Origin of the sequence: Myroides odoratimimus (assembly GCF_001485415.1) — a bacterium.
Taxonomy (GTDB): domain Bacteria; phylum Bacteroidota; class Bacteroidia; order Flavobacteriales; family Flavobacteriaceae; genus Flavobacterium; species Flavobacterium odoratimimum.
Genome location: NZ_BCMQ01000001.1, coordinates 202277 through 218491, shown reverse-complemented (window position 1 = coordinate 218491; position 16215 = coordinate 202277). Strand labels below are relative to the sequence as shown.

Below are 16215 nucleotides of genomic sequence, written 5' to 3'. Positions count from 1 at the left end.
TAGGAAAAAAACATAAAGAAAAACAAATAATAGGATTATGCAAATTAAACGTATAGCATTAGCTGCAATATTAGCTGTTTCAGGACTGGCTATTACATCATGTGGACGTCAAGTAACTAGAGTAAGTACAGAAGAAACTATCGACATTAGTGGAAGATGGAATAACTCTGACTCTAGAGAAGTAGCTGACCAAATGACTCAGCAGATATTAGAAGAGCCATGGATCTTTAACTTCCGTGAAGAGAATAAAGGAGAGAAGCCTGTGGTTATTGTAGGTATGGTTTATAATAAAAGCCATGAGCATATTGAAGCTGAGACGTTCGTAAAAGATGTGGAACAAGCATTTATTCGTTCTCAAAGAGTACGTTTAGTTCAAGGTGGTAAAAAACGTGAGGAATTACGTGGTGAACGTGCAGATCAACAAACGAATGCATCAGCATCATCTATGAAACAATTCGGTTTAGAACAAGGAGCTGACTTTATGTTACAAGGTTCTATCAATTCTATCGTAGATTCTCACAAAAAGAAAAAAGTGGTTTATTACCAAGTTAACTTAGAGTTGACAAATATTCAAACAAGTGAAGTGGTTTGGATTGGTGAAAAGAAAATCGCTAAGTACGTAAAAAACTAATTTAAAGTAAAATAGATGGTTTCAAGTAGAGCCATATATTCTGTTATAAAAACATCATTGCTCTTTGCAGTGATGTTTTTCGTGTTTGGATGTGCTACCTATCACGATCGTATAACAGACTATTATCAGAAGGTAGGTGCCTCAGAATATGATCTAGCTGAAAAGGCATTAGATAAAAATGCTTTATTACAAAAGCCTCGAAATCTATTGCTGTTTTATATGGAGAAAGGGAGGGTAGCACACCTAAAAGGAGACTATGAGTCTAGTAATAAATATTTTAACCAAGCAGATTTACTAGTAGAAGACGGATTGTCAACTACAGGGGATATCGCTGTAGGATTATTCCTTAACTCAATGTCTCAAAATTATAAAGGAGAAGAGTTTGAGATCTTTATGCTTCATTACTACAAAGCACTTAACTATATGCATCTGGGAAGAATAGATGATGCGATAGTAGAGGCTAGACGTATTTCTTTACAGAACTACTCTCAGGGTGATAAGTATAAGGATAAAGCAACACGTTATTCTAAGGATGCTTTCTCTCTGAATCTGCAAGGACTGATCTATGAGTATAGTGGTAATTATAACGATGCTTTTATTGCATATAGAAATGCCGTAGAAGTATACCAGAGTTCTAAGGATGGTACATATTATGGTGTAGCAATGCCTAAGAATCTGCAGTACGATGTGATGCGTATGGCTGATGCAAATGGCTTCGGAGGGGACTTAACAAAGTTCGAGAAGCAGTTTAATCTAAAGTACACAAGAGAAGCTAAAGCTCCAGGAGGAGAATTAGTTATCTTTTGGGAAAATGGACGTGCACCTATTAAGGAGGCTGAGAATATGTTCTTTACATTAGCTAAAGGAGACAGTGGTAGTCTAGTGTTTACAAATGCGTTAGGTTTTGTGATTCCATTAGATTTTGGTATTGCAGGTAAGACTAACCTAAATGATATACACAGTGTGAATATCGCTTATCCTAAGTATATCGTACAACCACCACCTTATACAAGTGCTCAGATTCAGGCTAATGGAGCTTCAAATACTAGATTCGAAAAAGCAGAAGATATAGATGCGCTTGCCGTACTAACACTAAAAGAACGCGCAGGTAAAGAATTAGGGCAAATATTGACTAGAGTAGCAGTGAAGAAAGCTGCTGAATATTCTGTAAAAGCTGTCGCGAAGTCTAATGGTAAAAATGGAGATCCGAATGCAGCATTAGAAGCTATCGGCTTAGGAATACAGTTGTTTAATCTATTCTCTGAAAAAGCGGATACGCGTAACTGGCAGACATTACCTGCACAGGTTAACTATGCTAGAATACCATTACAGTTAGGTCAGAATCAAATCAAGATGACACTAGAGAGAGCAAATGGTCAACGTGTGGAACATAATGTAGAAATAGAAGGTACTGGAAAAATGCAGTTCTATAATTTTGCAACAATGAAGTAATAGAAGTATGGGAAAGAATAGAGTGTGTACGCATTGTAAGACAGAGATAATTTGTAATACAGATGATATCAAACAATGTGACTGTACTCAGGTGAATATATCTAATGATACACGTGTCTTTTTAGCAGGCTCTTTTCATAAATGTTTATGTAATAATTGCTTGTCTAAGTTTGATGAAATGGTTATTTCTTCAAAAGGGAAGCTTTTTCCTAAGCGCAGAAGTGAGATGGAAGAAGGAGTGCATTATTACATGGAAAATGAGTATTTTGTGTTCACAGAATTGTATCATTTAATGAAAGGACAGTGTTGCCAAAATGGGTGTAGACATTGTGTTTATGGCTTTAAAAACAGATATTTATAAAAATAAAGTAGTAAAAAAGACGGTGTGAGAATATTATGTGTATTTTTGCAACGTGAATTTACAATAACAGCTATGAAAGGACCATTATTTTATTCAAAAATTCTTCTTTTTGGGGAATATGGGATTATTAAAGACTCTAAAGGATTGTCTATTCCTTATAATTTCTATAAGGGAGCATTAAAGATGGAAGAGAATCTAGAAGGAGTATCTTTAAAGTCTAATCAGAGTTTAAAAAACTTTGCAGCATATCTACATGATTTGCAAGAGCAAGAACCTACTTTAGTACAGTTTGATCTAGAGCGTTTAAACGCTGAGATAGAACAAGGATTGTACTTTGATTCTAGTATTCCACAAGGATATGGTGTAGGAAGTAGTGGGGCATTAGTAGCTGCTATTTATGATCAGTATGCTTATGATAAAGTTACTGTTCTAGAGAACTTGACTAAAGATAAACTTTTAGTATTAAAAGGAATCTTCGGAAAAATGGAAGCATTCTTCCATGGAACGAGTTCAGGGTTAGATCCACTAAACAGTTATTTAAGCCTGCCTATCCTAATCAATTCTAAAGATAATATCGAGCCAGCAGGTATTCCTTCTCAAAGCGTAGATGGAAAAGGAGCTGTGTTCTTAATAGATTCGGGTATCGTAGGAGAGACTGCACCGATGATTACAATCTTTATGGAGAACCTAAAAGATCAAGGTTTCCGTCAGATGTTGAAAGATCAGTTCGTGAAATATACAGATGCTTGTGTAGAGAACTTCTTAAAAGGAGACGTGAAATCGTTATTTAGTAATACGAAGTTATTGTCTAATGTAGTGTTTAATCACTTTAAGCCAATGATTCCAGAGCAATTCCACAGTGTATGGCAAAAAGGAATCGAGACTAACGATTACTATTTAAAATTATGTGGCTCTGGTGGAGGTGGTTATATCTTAGGATTTACTGCTGATATCGAAAAGGCAAAAGAGTCTTTAAAAGATTATAAATTAGAAGTTGTATATCAATTCTAATTCAGATATGAAAAAATAGATGTTATAACCTTTCGCAGTAGCGATATAAAATTGAAACAAGAGATAATGTTATCTAGGAAAAATAAACTACTCTTAGCTAAAATATTCAGCTTGTTCTCTGTTGTGAGAGGTTATAATATTTTTATTATAGTACTAGCACAGTACTTAGCGTCTATCTTTATATTTGCACCTGAACTTAGGGCGTTAGACGTAATTTTAGATTGGAAACTCTTTCTAATTATCTTTGGATCTTCCTTAGCTATCGCAGGAGGGTATATCATTAATAATTTTTATGATGCAGAAAAAGATTTAATCAATAGGCCGATTAAGTCTATGTTAGATCGACTAGTGAGTCAAGCTACAAAATTACGTGTCTATTTTGCGCTGAATTTTTTGGCTGTGGGGATTGTATTTCCAGTGTCTTGGCATGTGTCAGCATTCTTTTCTGCTTATATATTTCTGTTGTGGTTTTATTCTCATAAGCTTAAGAAGTATCCTATTATAGGTAATCTTACTGCTTCTTTATTAGCTATATTGCCTTTCTTTAGTATCTTGATGCATTTCAGGTTTTATTATCCTTCTATCTTCATACATGCAGCTTTTCTGTATTTAGTTATTCTGATTAGGGAGTTGATAAAAGATATGGAGAATATTAAAGGAGACTTCGCTAATGATTATCAGACTATTCCTGTTCGATTTGGAGATAGAGTAGCGAAAGAGGTAATCACAGTCGTGACAGTATTGACACTGATACCGATCTATTTTTTAGTCAATAAAGAGAATCTTGGGTACATGGTATATTACTTCTATCTAAGTATTATTGTATTAATCATGTTCTTATACAGATTATGGACATCAAAGGAAATAGAACAGTATCACAGTTTACATATTAGTTTAAAACTGTTGATTTTATTAGGAGTATTCTCGATTATGCTAATAGACCCGGATGTGGTAATTAGTGGCAAAGTACTGCTAGAAGAAACTTTATAGTATTAAAAGTTGTGTAAACTTTTAGAGTTATATTAATAAATGCATAGAATAAAACTATCTTTGCAAAAATCTTTAGATATGAATAACGGTAGGTCGAATTCAGGAAATAATAAATCGAATCGCTCAGGAAATAGAAATGCAGCGGGAAAGAAGTCTTTTGGTTCTAAGGATGGAGCTAAAAAGACTTATGGGGGAAATGATAGCAAGAAAAGATCATTTGACAATAATAAAGAAGGAAATAAAACGTATGGTGCTAATACTACAAAGAAATTTGATAGTAAACCAAGAGTAAAAAATACACCTAAAGAAACAGACGAAGTACGTCTGAATAAATATATCGGTAACTCTGGAGTGTGTTCACGTCGTGAGGCAGATATCTATATCGTGTCTGGAAATGTGACTGTAAATGGAGTAGTAGTTACTGAGTTAGGTTATAAAGTAAAGAAAACGGATATCGTTAATTTTGATGGAACAGTATTGACTCCAGAAAAATTGACTTACGTATTATTAAATAAACCGAAAGGATTTGCTACTATTAATGAGCCAATCGTATCAGCTGAGAATGTATTAAGCTTATTAAAAGGAGCTTCTAAATATCCTTTAGCTCCTGTCGGTCGTATGGATAAGACTACTATTGGTCTAATGTTATTCACGAATGATACTAACTTATTACAGAAGTTAAACTCTACTGATTCTCGTTCTTCTAAATTATATCATGTATCATTAGATAAGAACCTTAAATATGAAGATCTAGAAAAGATTAAAAAAGGAGTTTATATCGATGAGCGTCGTGTATTTGTAGAAGAAGTATCTTATGTAGATGATCAGCCTAAAACAGAGATCGGGATTAAACTAAAGGCATCTAATGTGAAGTTAGTACGTGCTATATTCGAATCTTTAGGATATAATGTTATTAAACTTGACCGTGTGATGTATGGTCAGTTGACAAAATGGAATCTACCAAGAGGTAAATGGAGACATTTAACGGATGAGGAAGTAAGAAACCTTAAAAACGGTTAATATAGATATTTAAAAAGCTCGCTAGATGATAGCGAGCTTTTTTATTGGTATTTATTGAAGATAACTAGGTAGTTCCATAGGTATCTCCATGACTAATATTTGGCTTTTTTCATTTGCTTTGATCGTGAAAGTATCTTCTCCATCAAAACCAATAGCATCTCTTCTATGTAGCGTATCTTCACCTAAAGTAATATCTCCTTCTAGAACAAATAAGAAGATACCATTAGACTTATCTTTTAAGTCATAAGATAGTTCTTTACCTTGATCTAAATCAGTCATGTGGAACCATGCATTCTGATGAATCCACACTCCTTTATCGTCAGGATTAGGAGAAAGGATTTGATCCCATTGATTCACGCGATCTTCTTTGTTTAATTTTAGTTGATCATAACGTGGTTTTACATTTAGTTTATCAGGGAATATCCATATCTGTAAGAACTTACTCTCTTTATTCTCATCAGGGTTAAACTCACTGTGTTGAACTCCTGTTCCTGCACTCATGACTTGTATTTCACCTTCATTTATAATCGTACCATTGCCCATACTATCTTTATGTGAAAGACTTCCAGATAAAGGAATAGATATAATCTCCATATTATCATGAGGATGTGTACCGAATCCCATACCTGCAGCTACCTGATCATCGTTAAGTACACGTAACACACCGAAGTGTATTCTTTCGTTGTTTCGATAGTTAGCAAAGCTAAAGGTATGATGAGATTTTAGCCATCCGTGGTTAGCATATCCTCTACTATCTGCTGTGTATATAATTTTTGTGTTCATAGCTTTATGATTTTAATACTACAAAGATACGTTATAGGCTGATTTCCATTGCTTAATGTAGGTTAAGAATAGCGTACATCTATAAATGTCAGTTATTTGTTTCTAGTATTGTCAAAGTATTCTCTTAGAATATCTTCTCTAAAATCTGGATGAGCAATATTAGCAAGAGCATGTACTCTATCTATAATAGACTTACCTCTTAGATCAGCTACTCCATATTCTGTGACAATGTATTGAGCATGTGCACGAGACGTTACCACTCCTGCTCCTTGTTTAAGGAATGGAACTATTTTGTTTCCTCCTTTTTTAGTAGTAGCAGAAAGTGCTATGATAGCTTTTCCTCCTTTACTTAGCGTAGCACCTCTCATAAAGTCAACTTGTCCACCTACACCTGAGTAGATATTCGCTCCGATAGAGTCTGCACATATTTGTCCTGTAACATCTATTTCTACAGCAGAGTTAATTGCTATCATTTTAGGATTCTGACGAATCACAAATGGATCGTTCGTATATGAACATTCTCTAAGTTCAAAGAATGGATTATTGTCTACATAGTTATATAGCCTCTCCGTTCCGATAAAGAATGTAGAGATAGCTTTGCCATTAGAAGTAGTTTGTTGAGAACAGTTTAAGGCTCCTGCTTCAATTAAATCAACAACACCATCTGCAAACATTTCTGTGTGTAATCCTAGATTCTTATGCCCTTTCAGTTTTTGAAGAACGGCATCAGGTATAGAACCAATCCCCATCTGTAAGGTACTGCCATCTTCTATCATAGAGGCGATGTGATGTCCTATTTTATCTTCAACCTCACTAAAGTCAGAACTGTATTCTGTCAGAAGTGGTGTATCATGCTGTACTAAGGTGTTAATCTTAGAGATGTGGACTAGCGCATCTCCAAAAGTGCGAGGCATGAATTTATTGACCTGTGCTATAACTATCTTGGCAGTGCGAATAGCCGCTTGTGCAGCAACTACAGAAGTTCCTAACGTACAAAAGCCGTTCTCATCAGGAGGAGAAACTTGTATTAATGCCACGTCTAAGGGAACAAGACCACTGTCAAACAGCATCGGTAGCTCACTTAGGAATACGGGAGTATAAGTACCATTACCTTCTCGTATAGTGTGTCTAACGTTACCACCAGTAAAGAAAGAATTCACAAAGAAACTTTCTCTATATTTTGGATCAGCATAAGGGGCTTTGCCTAAAGTATGTATGTGACAGAACTCTACATTTCTTAATTCGGACGATCTTTCTACAATAGCATCAATGATGTGATTAGGTGTACAAGCTACTGCGTGTACATAAACTCTGTCACCTGACTTGATCAGCTTAGCTGCTTCTTGTGCTGTTGTGTAATTCATTTTGTGTGTAATTTTGTGTATTTAGACAAATGTTTCCTTAAAAGTAAAGCATTAGTCTTTATAAGGCAAGCAAAAAGTGTGGCTAATCATTTTTTTCATTAACTGTAATAGTGTAATTTTGTAGGATATAAAATTTTAAGGTATGATAATTCCAAAAACTCTTGAAGAAATCGAGTTGATGAGACAAAGCGCATTGCTTGTTTCTAAAACATTAGGTATGATAGCTACAGAGCTAAAACCAGGAGTAACGACTTTAGAGCTTGATGCAAAAGCTGAAGAATTTATTAGAGATCACGGAGCAGTACCAGGATTTAAAGGCCTTTATGGTTGTCCTTCTACCTTGTTGACAAGTGTGAATGATCAGATTGTACACGGATTACCTACAGATCGTCCTTTAGAAGAAGGAGATATTGTATCTGTGGACTGTGGAACAGTGATGAATGGATTTTATGGAGATCACGCTTATACATTCGAGATAGGTGATGTAGATCCAGCTACTAAAAAGTTATTACAGATTACAAAAGAATCTCTTTACGTAGGTATTAGAGAATTCAAATTAGGAAATAGAGTAGAAGATGTAGGTAGTGCTATCCAACGCTACTGTGAGAAAGAAGGGTATACGGTAGTACGTGAGCTAGTAGGTCATGGACTAGGACGTAAGATGCACGAATCTCCAGAAATGCCTAACTACGGTAAGCCTGGTAAAGGTAAGAAGTTCGTAGAAGGTATGGTGGTAGCTATCGAGCCTATGATTAACTTAGGTACTCGTAATATCAAACAACTGAATGACGGATGGACTATCGTGACTCGTGACGGAAAACCTTCTGCTCACTTCGAACACGATGTAGCATTAGTAAATGGTAAACCAGAATTGTTATCTACTTACCAATATATCTATCAAGCATTAGGTATCACTAGCAATGAAGAAGATGAGTTTAGAGCTAAACCATTAGTTCTGTAATTACTCATTTCTATTAATGAAGAAGTTATTCAAAACAATATTGAACATTGTGCCTCGACCGATATTAATTCGGTTGAGTTACGTTGTTCGACCTATGATGGCATGGTACCTAAAAGGGGATGTGTATACAGATCCTATTGATGGTAAAAGTTTCAAGACTTTCTTGCCTTATGGATATGCGAAGCAACGCAATAATGTCCTTTCTCCTAGTACACTTTCACTAGAGAGACACCGCCTATTATGGCTTTATCTTCAGCGCGAGACCGACTTCTTTAGTACTCCTAAAAAAGTATTGCACTTCGCACCTGAGCAGGCGTTTTATAAACGCTTTAAAAAACAACCTAATTTAGATTATATAACTACCGATCTAGAATCTCCTTTGGCAGATGTGAAGGCGGATATTTGTAATTTACCTTTTGAGGATAATAGTTTTGATATGATTTTGTGTAATCATGTCTTAGAACATATTCCAGATGATACGAAAGCCATGCAGGAACTGTATCGCATTCTTAAGCCTGGAGGTATGGGAATCTTCCAAATCCCACAAGATATGTCTAGAGAAACTACTTTTCAGGATGATACTATAACAGATCCTAAAGAGCGCACACTTATCTTTGGTCAATACGATCATGTACGTGTATACGGACGTGATTATTTTGATAAGTTAAGAGCTATCGGCTTCACTGTAGTAGAAGAAGACTTTATTCATAAACTTACTTCAGAGGAAGTAACTAAATACTGTCTAGCAGAGGGTGAGATTATCCCAGTTTGTTTTAAGTAGAGTAATCATAATATTTAATTGCTCGATTAGAGAATTAGTTAAAGTATCCTTATAAGGGCTACCCTATCTATATCCTATTGTGTATCTTCGTATTTATTTAGAAAGATTATGAAGAATACATTGATTACTACTGTACTTTTTGATATGGATGGAGTTTTAATAGACTCTGAGGGCTTTTGGCAACAAGCAGAACAAGAGGTGTTTACTTCTATGGGGGCTACTTGGGATGAAGAGATTGCGATCCAAACACAAGGCAAAACGACTAGAGCAGTGACCGAGCTGTGGTATAGCCTGTTTCCATGGGAAGGAAAGAGTATTGAGGAGGTGGAACAAATGGTGATTGATAGAGTCGATGAGTTAATTAGTACAGAAGGAGAAATAAAAGAAGGGGTAATTCAGACATTGAATTTTCTAAAAGAGAGAAAAGTGAAGATTGGTCTGGCTACTAATTCTCCAGAATCTTTGATTAATACAGTTTTAAAGAGATTAGGTATTCGTGATTACTTCCAAACCATAGTTTCTGTAGATCATGTAGAACACGGTAAGCCTGCACCAGATGTGTATTTAAGAGCAGCTCATAATCTAGGGAGTGAGCCTAGAGAGTGTCTAGTGGTAGAAGACTCGTTCACAGGCGCTACAGCTGGTAAGAATGCAGGGATGACTGTAGTAGCCATACCTGATCATTTACAGTATGAACAAGAAAGATTTAATATTGCTGACTTTAAATTGAAAAGTATGGTTTTTTTAAACGAAAAAATTGTATCTTTTTTGCACGAAGTAACGGTTTAGTTTAAAATGGTCATTATGCGAAATAAGGTTTGGTCTGTTATTCTTTTTTTTCTTTGGGTAGGGTGCGTATTGGCACAATCTCCACAGAACTATACTGCTGATTATATTAAGTCAGTAGGCTTCATGAGTAATAATAGAGCTGTAACGCCGTTCTTTCAAATAGGAGATCGATTTACACTTGTTTTTGATGACTTGTATGGAGATGATAGTAACTATTTCTATCGTGTCAAGGCTTATAACTATGACTGGACTCCATCTAAACTGAAGCAGATAGAATATATAGATGGACTAGACAGACAGCGTATTATGACGTATGAAAACTCGTTTAATACACTGCAGAACTATACCAACTATCAGTTAACACTTCCCGCTCAGCATTATAGAATATTGAAGAGTGGTAATTATGTATTGGAAATTTATAATGAAGACGACGAAGTAGTAATTAGAAGGAAGTTCGTCTTATATGAGAGCTTGGTCAATGTACCGATTCAGATTAAGCGTACTAGAAACCTGGATGTCATAGAGACGAAACAGAATGTAGAGTTTAGTGTGTTATTAGGAGATGCGTTATACCAGAATCCAGTTCAGAATATAAAGATAGCGATCTTTCAGAATGGAAGATGGGACTCTTATCTGACGAATATTAAGCCTCAGTACACGATGGGTAATGACCTTATCTATAAGTACGAGAATGAGACTCAATTCTGGGCAGGGAATCAGTTCTTAAACTTTGACAATAGTGATATTAAGCAAGTGAATAATATGATCGGTTCTGTAACAACTGATAATGGTATTTATAACACGTATCTGTATACAAACGAGAGCCGAAAAAGTAAAGGATATACCTATTTTCCTGATATTAATGGAAGTTTCTATCCTAGAAATATCAATGGGAGAAACCCGAATATAGAAGCGGAGTATAGCTGGGTATATTTCAGTTATCGTCCAGAGGAGGATGTACAGAAAGGAATAGATTATTATGTGACAGGATTATTTAATGATTATGCCTTAGTACCTGCTAACAAAATGACGTATAACGAAGAGAAGGGATACTACGAACAAATTATTTTAGTGAAGCAAGGTTTTACTAATTTTAGTTATACAGCAGTTCGAAATGGTGTTGTTGACCCTAGTATTGAGCCAGATGGCAATTATGCAATGACAACTAATCGCTACCAAGTTTTAGTTTATTATCGTGGTAATAATGATTTACACGATAGAGTAATTGGTATAGGTGAGGCGAGTGCAGAGAACATAGTGTATTAGACACTGTGATAAAACGAAGAATTCAATGTGTTTTTTATAGTAAATTAGTAAGATGGAAAAGATGATTTCACAAACGACGAAGGGAATAAAAATATCTGTAAATACGGAATACGAAGGCAGTTTTTTTAAATCAAAAAAGATATGCTATGCTTTTTCATATAAAATAACAATTGAAAATAATTCTACTGATTATATTCAGGTGAAAGGGCGACTATGGGAGATCTATGATGCTCTGAATAGTGTACAGATAGTAAAAGGAGAAGGTGTAGTAGGTGAACAACCTATTATAGAGCCTGGTACCAAATATACATATAGTAGTGGATGTGTCTTAAATTCATCTATGGGAGCTATGCAGGGATTCTATGAGGTACTTAATCTAGCGAACCAAACTTATTTTAATGTAGAAATCCCAAACTTTAAGCTAGTAGCCCCTTTCGTATTGAATTAGAAATAATAAAGAACGCACTCTTATAGAGTGGCTAGTATACTAAAAATAAAATGCTTCAACCACCTTTATGCAATTACATAAAGGTGGTTTTTTTTATAAGTTAAAGGTGGTAAGGTAATAGTGAGAAATGGTGAATAGGATAGAGGAGGTATTTAGTTGTTTTAATATCTTACTCTATAAGTTTCTAATGGTATTATTTTAACGCGATATCAATATGCATATATGGGCTAAAGCATAAGTAGCTGTTGAAATTTTTAAACTGATAAAAGAGTGTTGATTTTGATTACTATTTATGAATGAGATAATAACCTTCTGCTTGCACTTCTTAGGGGATTCCTAGGAGTTTTCTTGGGCTTTCCTTGCCTAGAAGGTGTTTTTCTCGAAGAAAGGTGCAAGAAACCCTCAAGCAATCCCATAGCAAATCTGTACAAAATTATCTGTGGTGGATCAATACATGCTGAATTGAAATAGATTTGGTACTTGCTTTTTATTTTTTTTAAAGAATATTAATGGGTTGTGATTCATTTATATTAAAATATTTTGATTTACTTCTGATGTGATTGTAAAAACTAATTATTAATCGCACTTAGGTTTGTATTCAGAGTTAAGTATAACAGATAGTTAGAAGAATACAGTATGGTAAAAAGGCTATTGATAGTCAATGTTTTGAAATCGTTAAGGAGATGTTTTTACCGTTTTAGAGAAAAGTGGTTTCATTTTTTTTCGTTATATTTGTACTTATTCATTTAGAAACTACATAAATAATACGCGTAATATGTCAAAAGGATTCTATCAAGTTCCAACTGCGTTCAATGAGCCAGTTAAGTCTTATGCACCAGGAACAAAAGAAAGAGAATTGACTTTGAACTCGTTCAAAGAGCAATACAACACAACAGTTGATATTCCATTATACATTGGTGGAGAAGAAATCAGAACAGGAAATACAAAAGATTTATTCCCTCCATTTGATCACAAACATAAATTAGGTGTTTACCACGAAGCTGATAAAGCGTTAGTAGAGAAAGCTATTGCTACAGCTTTAGAAGCTAGAAAAAAATGGGCTGCAATGCCATGGGAACACAGAGCATCTATCTTCTTAAAAGCTGCTGAATTATTAGCTGGTCCTTACCGTGCTAAGATCAATGCTGCTACAATGATCGCTCAAGCAAAAACATTACACCAAGCTGAGATCGACTCTGCATGTGAGTTTATTGACTTCTTACGTTTCAACGTAGAGTATATGACTCAGATCTATTCTGAACAACCAGCTTCTGTAGATGGAGTATGGAACAGACTAGAGCACCGTCCATTAGAAGGATTTATCTATGCGATCACTCCTTTTAACTTTACAGCTATCTCTGGTAACTTACCTTCTGCTCCTGCTATGATGGGGAATGTAGTGGTATGGAAACCAGCTGCAACTCAGATCTACTCTGCAAGAGTAATCGTAGAGGTGTTTAAAGCTGCAGGTTTACCTGATGGTGTTATCAACGTAGTATATGGTAACTCTGGAATGATCACTGATACGTTATTAGCAAGTCCTGACTTCGCTGGTATCCACTTCACAGGATCTACAGGAGTATTTAACAGCATGTGGGCTCAAATCGGTCAAAACATCGATAAATACAAAACTTACCCACGTATCGTAGGAGAGACAGGTGGTAAGGATTTCGTTGTAGCTCATCCATCAGCTTGTCCTAAAGAGGTAGCAGTAGCTCTTACAAGAGGTGCTTTTGAATACCAAGGACAAAAATGTTCTGCAGCATCTAGAGCTTATGTTCCAGCTTCATTATGGAATCAAGTGAAAGAATATATGACTGCTGATTTAGCTACTATTAAAATGGGTTCTCCAGAAGATCCAAGTAACTATGTGTCATCTGTGATTACAGAAGCTTCATTTGACAAATTAGCGAAAGCTATCGATCAAGCAAAAGCTGATGCTGACGCAGAAGTAATCTTAGGAGGTAAGTATGATAAATCTATTGGTTACTTTATCGAACCAACAGTTATCTTAACTACTAACCCTAAGTATGCAACGATGGAAACAGAACTATTCGGTCCTGTATTAACTATCTATGTATACGAAGATGCTAAATGGTCTGAAACATTAAAATTAGTGGATGAGACTTCTATCTATGCATTAACAGGAGCTATCTTCTCTGGATGTCGTTACGCTATCGTAGAGGCTACAGAAGCATTAGTAAACTGTGCTGGTAACTTCTATATCAATGACAAACCAACAGGTGCTGTAGTAGGACAACAACCATTCGGTGGTGCTAGAGCTTCTGGTACTAACGATAAAGCGGGTTCTATCCTTAACTTACTTCGTTGGGTATCACCAAGAACGATTAAAGAAACTTTCGTTCCTGCAACTGATTATAAATATCCTTTCTTAGGATAATCAAATTATAATAAAAAGGCGGTTGCAAAAGAGTTGACCGCCTTTTTTAATTTACACTAGAATACAATTCAGTGCTTTTTATTGGGAATGTATAACCGATGATGAATGACATGATAAGAGTTGTTCAGGATATACTACTAAGTAAGAATACACTATCTATTTTGCTTTTATCTTTTTTCGAATACAGAAAAAAGTCCCTTTTTATTAGGATCGTTTTTAAGAGAACACTATTTACCAATAACACTTATAAAACGACTGAGTAAAAACTATTATCTTTTTGCTTTTATTATTTTTCGATTACTGAAAAATGATCCTTTTTTATCTTTAAAGTACTGGGTTATCATTATTAATTTAAATAGTATAACTCATGTTTAAAAAATTACTTGATAACAAAAACTTGGTGATTAATCCACCTGTTTTTATCACTTCAATATTATTAATAGTAGCTTTAATCTTAACCTGTGTCCTTTTTCCTGAAAAGGTAGGGGTATGGTTTCCAGCTGCCCAATTAGCAGTAACTTCTAACTTCGGTTGGTTCTTTGTAGTCACAGTGAATATTATTTTAATATTTGCCATCTACCTTGCTTTTAGTAAGTTCGGTAAGATACGGTTAGGAGGGGATGATGCAGAACCAGAGTTTACTAAGGCATCTTGGTTTGCCATGCTGTTTAGTACAGGTATGGGGATCGGTATTATGTTCTTTAGTATTGCTGAGCCTGTATCTCATTTCTTTAATACGCCTAGACCAGTAGATACAGACATAGAAGCTGCTGTACAAGCTATGCAATTTACGAGTTTGCACTGGGGATTACACGCTTGGGGTATTTATGCGATGGTTGGATTAGCTTTAGCCTTTTTTGGATTTAATAGAAAGTTACCTATGACCTTTAGATCTCTTTTTTACCCATTCTGGGGAGAGAAAATACATGGCTGGTGGGGACACATAATCGATATATTATCGGCTTTAGCTACAGTGTTTGGATTATCTACATCTTTAGGATTAGGGGTAATACAGATTACAGCTGGTTTAGAGTATTTATATGGTTGGGAGATAAGTCCTATGATGCAAGCAGGGATTATTCTGTTTGTGATTGGTATCGCTACTATTTCTGTTTTTTCAGGATTAGATAAAGGAGTTAAGATACTTAGTAATGCCAATATGTATATCGCAGCCAGTTTTATGTTGCTAATCTTTATTCTTGGGCCGACTCTATTTATCATGAAAGGGTATGTTGAGAATACAGGAGCGTACTTAGCTAATTTTATTGATATAAGTACATGGAATGATACTTACTTAGGTTCTGGCTGGCAGAATGTCTGGACTATATTCTATTGGGCTTGGTGGATTGCATGGTCTCCTTTTGTAGGAAGTTTTATTGCTCGTATCTCTAAAGGACGTACCGTGAAAGAGTTTGTATTAGGGGTATTGATTGTACCAGGGTTGATTACCTTATTATGGATGAATGTCTTCGGAGGTAGTGCATTGCACACTATTTTATCAGGTGATGTGACGATGATAGCAGCAGTTAAAGCTGATGTGTCTACAGCATTATTTGTCTTCTTAGAGAACTTCCCTTTTACTAAGTTCCTTTCTATTGTGGCGATTATTCTGATTTTCTCTTTCTTTATTACCTCTTCTGATTCAGGTTCATTAGTTGTAGATAATATTACCTCAGGTAGTAATGGAGAGTCTCCTGTGTGGCAGAGAGTCTTTTGGTCTTTTGCACAAGGGATTATTGCTATCGTATTATTATGGGGAGGAGGACTGGATGCGCTACAGACTGCGGTTATTATTACAGGACTGCCTTTTGCAGTGATATTACTGGTGATGTGTTATAGTTTACAAAAAGGGTTAAAAGAAGAGTTAGCTAAATCGTCTAAGAAGGCTAAGTCAAAAGAAGAAAAGAGCTATAAGGAGATTATAGCAGAACTATTAGATGAACCACAAAGCAAATAA

15 protein-coding genes are annotated in these 16215 nt (G+C 35.4%); 13 read left to right on the top strand and 2 right to left on the bottom strand.

What is annotated here, in order from left to right; genetic code table 11:
* Positions 1 to 37: 37 nt before the first annotated feature.
* The 6 genes from MODO_RS00915 to MODO_RS00890 all read left to right on the top strand — a co-directional run bounded on the left by MODO_RS00915 (position 38) and on the right by MODO_RS00890 (position 5465).
* On the top strand, positions 38 to 631 hold the full coding sequence (locus MODO_RS00915; RefSeq protein WP_006257495.1) for a penicillin-binding protein activator LpoB: 594 nt from the start codon (positions 38 to 40) through the stop codon (positions 629 to 631).
* A 15-nt stretch (positions 632 to 646) separates the two neighbouring features.
* Positions 647 to 2083: a COG3014 family protein gene (locus MODO_RS00910; protein ID WP_006260535.1), complete on the top strand. Its 1437-nt coding sequence runs from the start codon at positions 647 to 649 to the stop codon at positions 2081 to 2083.
* A gap of 7 nt (positions 2084 to 2090) precedes the next feature.
* A complete protein-coding gene (locus MODO_RS00905; RefSeq protein WP_006257491.1) occupies positions 2091 to 2444 on the top strand; it encodes a cysteine-rich CWC family protein in 354 nt (117 codons plus the stop codon).
* 72 nt (positions 2445 to 2516) lie between these two features.
* Positions 2517 to 3455, top strand: a complete 939-nt coding sequence (locus MODO_RS00900; RefSeq protein ID WP_025125731.1) for a mevalonate kinase family protein — start codon at positions 2517 to 2519, stop codon at positions 3453 to 3455.
* A gap of 66 nt (positions 3456 to 3521) precedes the next feature.
* A complete protein-coding gene (locus MODO_RS00895; protein WP_006257489.1) occupies positions 3522 to 4445 on the top strand; it encodes a geranylgeranylglycerol-phosphate geranylgeranyltransferase in 924 nt (307 codons plus the stop codon).
* A gap of 78 nt (positions 4446 to 4523) precedes the next feature.
* Positions 4524 to 5465 carry a pseudouridine synthase gene (locus MODO_RS00890; RefSeq protein WP_006257488.1) on the top strand — a complete coding sequence of 314 codons (942 nt, stop codon included), beginning with the start codon at positions 4524 to 4526 and terminating at the stop codon, positions 5463 to 5465.
* A gap of 51 nt (positions 5466 to 5516) precedes the next feature.
* On the opposite strand, the gene MODO_RS00885 is transcribed toward MODO_RS00890, so the two are convergent.
* Entirely contained in the window at positions 5517 to 6248 is a 732-nt protein-coding gene (locus tag MODO_RS00885; protein ID WP_006257487.1) for a pirin family protein, read from the bottom strand.
* A 92-nt stretch (positions 6249 to 6340) separates the two neighbouring features.
* A complete protein-coding gene (locus MODO_RS00880; protein WP_006257486.1) occupies positions 6341 to 7612 on the bottom strand; it encodes an acetyl-CoA hydrolase/transferase family protein in 1272 nt (423 codons plus the stop codon).
* A gap of 142 nt (positions 7613 to 7754) precedes the next feature.
* Here MODO_RS00880 and map point away from each other — a divergent pair, with 142 nt between their 5' ends.
* From map to tmaT, 7 genes are all read left to right on the top strand, one after another.
* Positions 7755 to 8573 carry a type I methionyl aminopeptidase gene (map, locus tag MODO_RS00875; protein ID WP_006257485.1) on the top strand — a complete coding sequence of 273 codons (819 nt, stop codon included), beginning with the start codon at positions 7755 to 7757 and terminating at the stop codon, positions 8571 to 8573.
* A gap of 16 nt (positions 8574 to 8589) precedes the next feature.
* Positions 8590 to 9354 carry a class I SAM-dependent methyltransferase gene (locus MODO_RS00870; protein ID WP_006257484.1) on the top strand — a complete coding sequence of 255 codons (765 nt, stop codon included), beginning with the start codon at positions 8590 to 8592 and terminating at the stop codon, positions 9352 to 9354.
* A 108-nt stretch (positions 9355 to 9462) separates the two neighbouring features.
* Positions 9463 to 10143, top strand: a complete 681-nt coding sequence (hxpB, locus tag MODO_RS00865; RefSeq protein ID WP_006257483.1) for a hexitol phosphatase HxpB — start codon at positions 9463 to 9465, stop codon at positions 10141 to 10143.
* 15 nt (positions 10144 to 10158) lie between these two features.
* Entirely contained in the window at positions 10159 to 11409 is a 1251-nt protein-coding gene (locus MODO_RS00860; protein WP_006257482.1) for a type IX secretion system plug protein, read from the top strand.
* 52 nt (positions 11410 to 11461) lie between these two features.
* The gene (apaG, locus tag MODO_RS00855; RefSeq protein WP_006257481.1) at positions 11462 to 11857 is read left to right on the top strand and encodes a Co2+/Mg2+ efflux facilitator ApaG/CorD; all 396 of its coding nucleotides are present in this window, start codon (positions 11462 to 11464) and stop codon (positions 11855 to 11857) included.
* A 775-nt stretch (positions 11858 to 12632) separates the two neighbouring features.
* On the top strand, positions 12633 to 14258 hold the full coding sequence (pruA, locus tag MODO_RS00850; protein ID WP_006257480.1) for an L-glutamate gamma-semialdehyde dehydrogenase: 1626 nt from the start codon (positions 12633 to 12635) through the stop codon (positions 14256 to 14258).
* 367 nt (positions 14259 to 14625) lie between these two features.
* Positions 14626 to 16215: a trimethylamine transporter TmaT gene (tmaT, locus tag MODO_RS00845; RefSeq protein ID WP_006257479.1), complete on the top strand. Its 1590-nt coding sequence runs from the start codon at positions 14626 to 14628 to the stop codon at positions 16213 to 16215.

Bases quoted from the DNA above. Each gene is read 5' to 3' on its own strand.
- MODO_RS00915 (WP_006257495.1), top strand. From the start codon at position 38: ATGCAAATTAAACGTATAGCATTAGCTGCAATATTAGCTGTTTCAGGA.
- MODO_RS00910 (WP_006260535.1), top strand. From the start codon at position 647: ATGGTTTCAAGTAGAGCCATATATTCTGTTATAAAAACATCATTGCTC.
- MODO_RS00905 (WP_006257491.1), top strand. From the start codon at position 2,091: ATGGGAAAGAATAGAGTGTGTACGCATTGTAAGACAGAGATAATTTGT.
- MODO_RS00900 (WP_025125731.1), top strand. From the start codon at position 2,517: ATGAAAGGACCATTATTTTATTCAAAAATTCTTCTTTTTGGGGAATAT.
- MODO_RS00895 (WP_006257489.1), top strand. From the start codon at position 3,522: ATGTTATCTAGGAAAAATAAACTACTCTTAGCTAAAATATTCAGCTTG.
- MODO_RS00890 (WP_006257488.1), top strand. From the start codon at position 4,524: ATGAATAACGGTAGGTCGAATTCAGGAAATAATAAATCGAATCGCTCA.
- MODO_RS00885 (WP_006257487.1), bottom strand. From the start codon at position 6,248: ATGAACACAAAAATTATATACACAGCAGATAGTAGAGGATATGCTAAC.
- MODO_RS00880 (WP_006257486.1), bottom strand. From the start codon at position 7,612: ATGAATTACACAACAGCACAAGAAGCAGCTAAGCTGATCAAGTCAGGT.
- map (WP_006257485.1), top strand. From the start codon at position 7,755: ATGATAATTCCAAAAACTCTTGAAGAAATCGAGTTGATGAGACAAAGC.
- MODO_RS00870 (WP_006257484.1), top strand. From the start codon at position 8,590: ATGAAGAAGTTATTCAAAACAATATTGAACATTGTGCCTCGACCGATA.
- hxpB (WP_006257483.1), top strand. From the start codon at position 9,463: ATGAAGAATACATTGATTACTACTGTACTTTTTGATATGGATGGAGTT.
- MODO_RS00860 (WP_006257482.1), top strand. From the start codon at position 10,159: ATGCGAAATAAGGTTTGGTCTGTTATTCTTTTTTTTCTTTGGGTAGGG.
- apaG (WP_006257481.1), top strand. From the start codon at position 11,462: ATGGAAAAGATGATTTCACAAACGACGAAGGGAATAAAAATATCTGTA.
- pruA (WP_006257480.1), top strand. From the start codon at position 12,633: ATGTCAAAAGGATTCTATCAAGTTCCAACTGCGTTCAATGAGCCAGTT.
- tmaT (WP_006257479.1), top strand. From the start codon at position 14,626: ATGTTTAAAAAATTACTTGATAACAAAAACTTGGTGATTAATCCACCT.